The sequence below is a fragment of the Pseudoalteromonas sp. Z1A6 genome (genome assembly GCF_011378745.1).
GTDB classification, from domain to species: Bacteria; Pseudomonadota; Gammaproteobacteria; order Enterobacterales; family Alteromonadaceae; genus Pseudoalteromonas; species Pseudoalteromonas arctica.
On sequence record NZ_WTKW01000449.1, the window covers coordinates 1 to 2,786 of the forward strand.

2 protein-coding genes are annotated in these 2,786 nt (G+C 38.3%); both read left to right on the top strand.

Annotated elements, in window-relative coordinates:
* Positions 1–600: 600 nt before the first annotated feature.
* Positions 601–1,374 (top strand): SHOCT domain-containing protein, encoded by a 774-nt coding sequence (locus tag GQR46_RS18345; protein ID WP_007585227.1) that lies wholly within the window; start codon positions 601–603, stop codon positions 1,372–1,374.
* Positions 1,375–1,443: 69 nt separating this feature from the next.
* Positions 1,444–2,613 (top strand): putative zinc-binding metallopeptidase, encoded by a 1,170-nt coding sequence (locus GQR46_RS18350; RefSeq protein ID WP_165727774.1) that lies wholly within the window; start codon positions 1,444–1,446, stop codon positions 2,611–2,613.
* The last annotated feature ends 173 nt before the right edge of the window (positions 2,614–2,786 follow it).

The following is a 2,786-nucleotide window of genomic DNA, read 5'->3' on the forward strand; positions in this document are numbered from 1 at the left end:
ATCATTAAATAGTAAGAAATAGTTCACAATAAAGCTGCTGTTAAAGTAAGTAACGGTGCTATACTAGATCGATTTTTAACCGCTTACGTTACAGTAAAACTAACAATCTCGATGAGATAAAACAAGCAACTTTTAATACAAAGATGCTTGTTTTAAAGATTAGTTTTACAGTGGTGTGTTTTAATTTCAAACAAAACAGAACACGTCCAATTTGAAAAACCAGCACACCTCACTAACCTGTTAATTTTTCATTATCATCAATGCTAAAGGTAATGCAGCACTAGGGCGTGTTGATCTTTGGTGGTTGAATTTGCAGCAGTGTGTTTGGTATTTAAGCAAGGCAGAGTCTATGATGTATGGTTGTTCCCTATACATAGGCGATAACGCAGCATAAATGCCAAACATGCGCTGCCCTTGGGTTCTTTCTAGGGACGATTGACTCTTTGTTGCTCGGTTTTTACTTAGCCCACTAGGTTACAAACCTCGCGCCGCGATTAAATCGCCCCTAGATTGAACAAATTTCAATCCAAAAAATCAACACGCCCTAGCGTATTTAAGATTTTTTAAATCAACCCAATCTACCTAATAGGATATTTTCTTATGCAAAAGCTAACAGATGTCGGTGAAAACTTAGTTAATGGTATAGCATCTCGTTATAACCTCAGTCACGATGCAGTAATTCACATGTTAGTTAGCGTTAATAACGGCGGTTGCTCAATGGCACAGTTTAATTGCCCAGAACTTGGTGGTTCTGGTCAATGGATGCGTGGCGGAATGACAATGGTTGGCGACATGTTTAACAACGGTTTAAAATCAACCGTTGATAACTTGTGCAACGAACTTGCTAATATATTGAGCAATAACCAAATATTTCCGGTTATTCCTGCAGGAACGCCTGGCAGCAATCAATGGTGGCCAGGTAATCTAGGCAGCCCATTTAGCAGTGGTGCGCAAAATAATATTCGCTACGCTATATTCCCTAATCGCTTAGCCGTTGAATTAAATGGACAAGTGAGCGTATACGACACGTTAGATCATAATATTGGTGGTGTAAGCCAACAGCAAGGCAATAATACCTCTCTTACATTTAACAGTCAGTGGGGGACAATTAATGTAAATACCCTGCCATTAATTTCAGGGCAAACGCCAACGCCTCCAGAACCTCAAAAAGATTTTACGCAGCAAGTAACGCAGCCGAATTTTGCATCGTTAACACCAAACCAAGTTGAAGCACCGGCTAATAATACTGTGGGGCAATACTCGGTAGACGAAACACTTCAAATTATTGAAAAGTTAGCACAACTTCGCGACTCTAATGCGTTGAGTGATGATGAATTTAATATTAAAAAGTCTGAACTTTTAAAAAGGATTTAACCACTATCCTCCAATAGCATAGCGCTAAGTAAAAGTGGTTTATACGGTCTCTTTTTTATTCGGTAACATATGAAAACATTTAAATGTAATTGCACAGATCAACTTATTTTATTTTTTGAAAGCAGCCATTGTTTGGCTTGCGGTAGAACCGTGGGTATTGATGATGAGTTCGACCAAGTTGAACCCTATGAAATTGATGAGCAATCGGGGTTATTTTACAAAGCAGAAGCGCCTGAAGTTTTTTATAAAAAATGTGATAACAACGCTCAGTATCACGTATGCAATGGTATGGTTAATTTAGACACATTTATACCTGTTGCCGATAAAGACGAAGTGCTGTGTTTTTCGTGCCGCTTTAATGAAACGGTGCCCGATTTAAGTATTGTTGAACATATTCCATTATGGAAAAAAATGGAGACAGCAAAACGTCGCGCTTTGTATACATTAAAGTCATTATCACTCCCTTTAAATACAACGATTCAAGAACCTGAAAGCGGATTAAGCTTCGATTTTATAGCAGACCGTAACGTAAGCGATCACTTTGTAAGCCCTATTATAGGTCAGGACGTTGTATTTACAGGACACGATTGCGGGCATATCACTATAAACCTAGCTGAAGCAGACGACGTAGCACGCTCTCAAGCTAAAATAGCAATGGGTGAGCGTTATCGGACTTTACTTGGTCATTTTCGCCATGAACTTGGTCATTATTATTTTGATCAACTAATCGCAAATTCACCAAAAAAACATACTTTATGTAAGCAATATTTTGGTGATGACGAATTAGATTACCAGCAAGCGCTCGATACTCATTACAAGCAAGGTGCGCCAGCTAACTGGCATGAAACCTTTATTAGTGAATACGCTACTATGCACCCTTATGAAGACTGGGCAGAAACATGGGCGCATTACATGCATATTATCGATACTTTAGAAACAGCCAAAAACTTTTCAATTACAGGCTCAACAACGGGTAATGAGTTTGAATTAGAAGAAGCAGACGAGCTTCGATTGCCACAAAGTGCTTATTACTTTAATTCACAAACATCGATTGATGCTATTTTAGATACTTGGATGGAATTTTCGATCATTCTAAATTCACTAAATCGCAGCATGGGACTTGCCGATGCCTACCCATTTGTACTTACTCAAGCGGTGCGAACTAAGTTATCTTTCATCCATCATGCCATTCATAACAGGCTCAATTTAATACCTGATTTGAGCATTGGAAAAGTGTAATAAAATAAGCTCAGTCCAAAAAACATTTTAATAAAGAGCCATTTATTCTTGCTATGACTTTTCATGCATAGGTAGGTGGCTTTTTTATGATGAGAAAAAAGCCGTAAAAATAGTATATCCCCTACTTTCTCGCTGAAGCTTTGTTAGTTTGTCACAGCGAGGTTATTCTTAAG

Bases quoted from the DNA above. Each gene is read 5' to 3' on its own strand.
- GQR46_RS18350 (WP_165727774.1), top strand. From the start codon at position 1,444: ATGAAAACATTTAAATGTAATTGCACAGATCAACTTATTTTATTTTTT.
- GQR46_RS18345 (WP_007585227.1), top strand. From the start codon at position 601: ATGCAAAAGCTAACAGATGTCGGTGAAAACTTAGTTAATGGTATAGCA.